Annotated in this window: 2 protein-coding genes; both read right to left on the bottom strand. The window is 68.8% G+C overall.

The features are described 5' to 3' along the window. Positions 1–1,049, bottom strand: a 1,049-nt coding sequence (locus tag VFA16_RS12575) for an arylamine N-acetyltransferase family protein (RefSeq protein WP_324968128.1), incomplete at its 3' end; no start/stop codon positions are given. Between the two features lie 224 nt (positions 1,050–1,273). Continuing rightward, the gene (locus tag VFA16_RS12570) at positions 1,274–2,110 is read right to left on the bottom strand and encodes a hypothetical protein (protein ID WP_324968127.1); all 837 of its coding nucleotides are present in this window, start codon (positions 2,108–2,110) and stop codon (positions 1,274–1,276) included. Positions 2,111–2,176 lie beyond the last annotated feature (66 nt).

Below are 2,176 nucleotides of genomic sequence, written 5' to 3'. Positions count from 1 at the left end.
GGTGTCGGTGTCGGTGTCGGTGTCGGTGTCGGTGTCGGTGTCGGTGTCGGTGTCGGTGCGGGCTCGGCGACGGCTGCGGCCTGCTCGGCGAGTCGCTCCTCGTGCGCGGCGCGAATCCGGCGCCACAGGCGTTCGCGATCGTCGGCGGTCACGTCAGCGAGGTCCAGGCCGAACACGTCCGTTGCCGCCTCGAACCACTCGGTCACCGACGTGAGTTCGCGCTTGGTCGGCGCACCTGGGCCTTCGATACGGTGCAGGACGCAGCCGATGATGTAGTCAGTGCCCTGCGCATCGCGTCGGTAGACCTGGGCGGTCTTGACGAAAGACGACGTCGGCGAGGTGGACAACTCGGCGTGATACGGAAGGAACTGCGTCCAGTCCGCCGGGGCGAGCGTGAAGTCCATGGCCGCGAAAGAACCGCTGGCCAGCGTCGTGTCGTGCACGAAGCGCCAGATTTCGACTGGGTCGGAGTTATCGCCAGCAGCTTCGCCATCGATCGGCGCGGTGCCGGACGGGCCGGTATCCGCGTCCAGCGGCGCGACGTCGGGCTGTGCGGACTGGACGTCGGGTGACCAGGAGCCCGCCCGCTCGAGCCGGAAGACGAAGGGGCCCTGTCGGTGCTCGCCCTCGACCAGGCGCATCGGCTCATGGTGAGCGTTGCTTAGACCGGCATCGACCATCCATATCTCGCCGTCGAGATCGACGGTCACGGCCATGTGGTTGCCGTATCGATCGGGCGTGGGGACCAGATTGCCGTTGTGGACCGCACCGCGGTGGCGCGTTACCCGATAACCGAGTGCGGACAGCAGCGTGGACAACGCGCCGTTGAGGTTGAAGCAGTAGCCACCGCGGCCCGACAGCACTCGGCGAATTGAGTCGGCAGGGTCGATGCTCTGAGGGCGTCCGAGCTGAATGTCGATGTTCTCGTAGGCGATCCGCTCTACGTGCGCTCGGTGCAGCGCTGCCAGTGACTCAGGCGACGGTTCGCCCGGGTCGGCAATGCCAAGGCGCGAAAGGTAGGGGTTTAGCCAGGAGGGTCGGATCGTCATAGGGCCACGCTAGAGGTCGGCGCGGACAGAGGCATCGTGTATTTGGTTCGGGTCGGTCGGATCCTGGGTTGTGGATCGGTCGAGGTTGGGATGAGGTGCGCGGATCGGGGGTTGGGATGAGGTGTAGGGGTGGGGTCGGGATGAGGTGCGGACCAGGCTCGACTTGCCGGCCGCGGCTTGGTTGGGGCTTGGGGCGAGCTTGGCGTGCGTGACTGCTGGCGGGGTTAGCGGTGGCGGGGGCGCGTGGGGGCTTCTTCCCGGCCCGCGCGAGAAGACTGGCCGGCGGTCTGCCTGATCCACAGCGCCGCTCCGGCAGCTGTCGCGGCTGCTGCCACCGCGAGCGCCGCGACGATCCGGCCCCAGACTGCTCCCGAGTTCACCGGCGCCTGGGCGGCGAGCAGCACGATCGCGACTGCCGCGAGCGCGGACAGAGGCGCCGTGCCGCGTCGCAGTTGCCTGCTACCTACTGGGCCGGCCGCGAGTGCGTCGACCGCGAGCAGATACGCCAGCAGCAGCGCGGCGTCGATGACCATTAGCCAGACCGGCGGATCACTGAAGCCAGCCACGATCGTGCAGCCCACGGCGAACACGGTGTTGCGATGGCGGGCAACCTGGCTGGTGAGCCGGACCGACTGCGCGGCCGGACGCCGGGACACCACCGGGGCGGCCCAGATCGTCGCCACCAGCGCCGCCAGCGCGAACAGCCAGCCGACCGGTCCGCGGCTGCCCAGCTTCGTGGGGTCCACTGCGGCCAGCGCCAACGCGATGCCGAGCAGCAGGACCGCGTCATTCGGCAGGGTATTGACACGTCCGGGGAACGCGCGGGTGAGGAAGGCGTGTACGTTCGGCGGCAAGGCGGCTGGGGAGGGGAGTGGTGCGGCGTCGTTGTCGGCTTGTGCCTGATGAGCGAGGACGTCAACGCCGTGGGGTTGCGCTCGGTCGTGAACGAGGGGGTGCTGGTCGCTGGTGCGGGATTGGGCCGGCTCGTGGTTGGGTTCAGATGCAGGTGCGGATTGAGTGTGCTCGTGCTGGTGGACGGTGTCGCTGCCGTGTTCGCTCATCGAGCCCTCCCTCGCACGCCGGTGCGCAGCAGCGGGGCCAGCGCGAGATCCAGCTCGCCCGAACCG

It is taken from the genome of Mycobacterium sp. (genome assembly GCF_035653355.1).
Lineage (GTDB): Bacteria > Actinomycetota > Actinomycetes > Mycobacteriales > Mycobacteriaceae > Mycobacterium.
The sequence above is the reverse complement of the archived record's forward strand: the minus strand, read 5'-3'. Positions and strand labels throughout refer to the sequence as shown.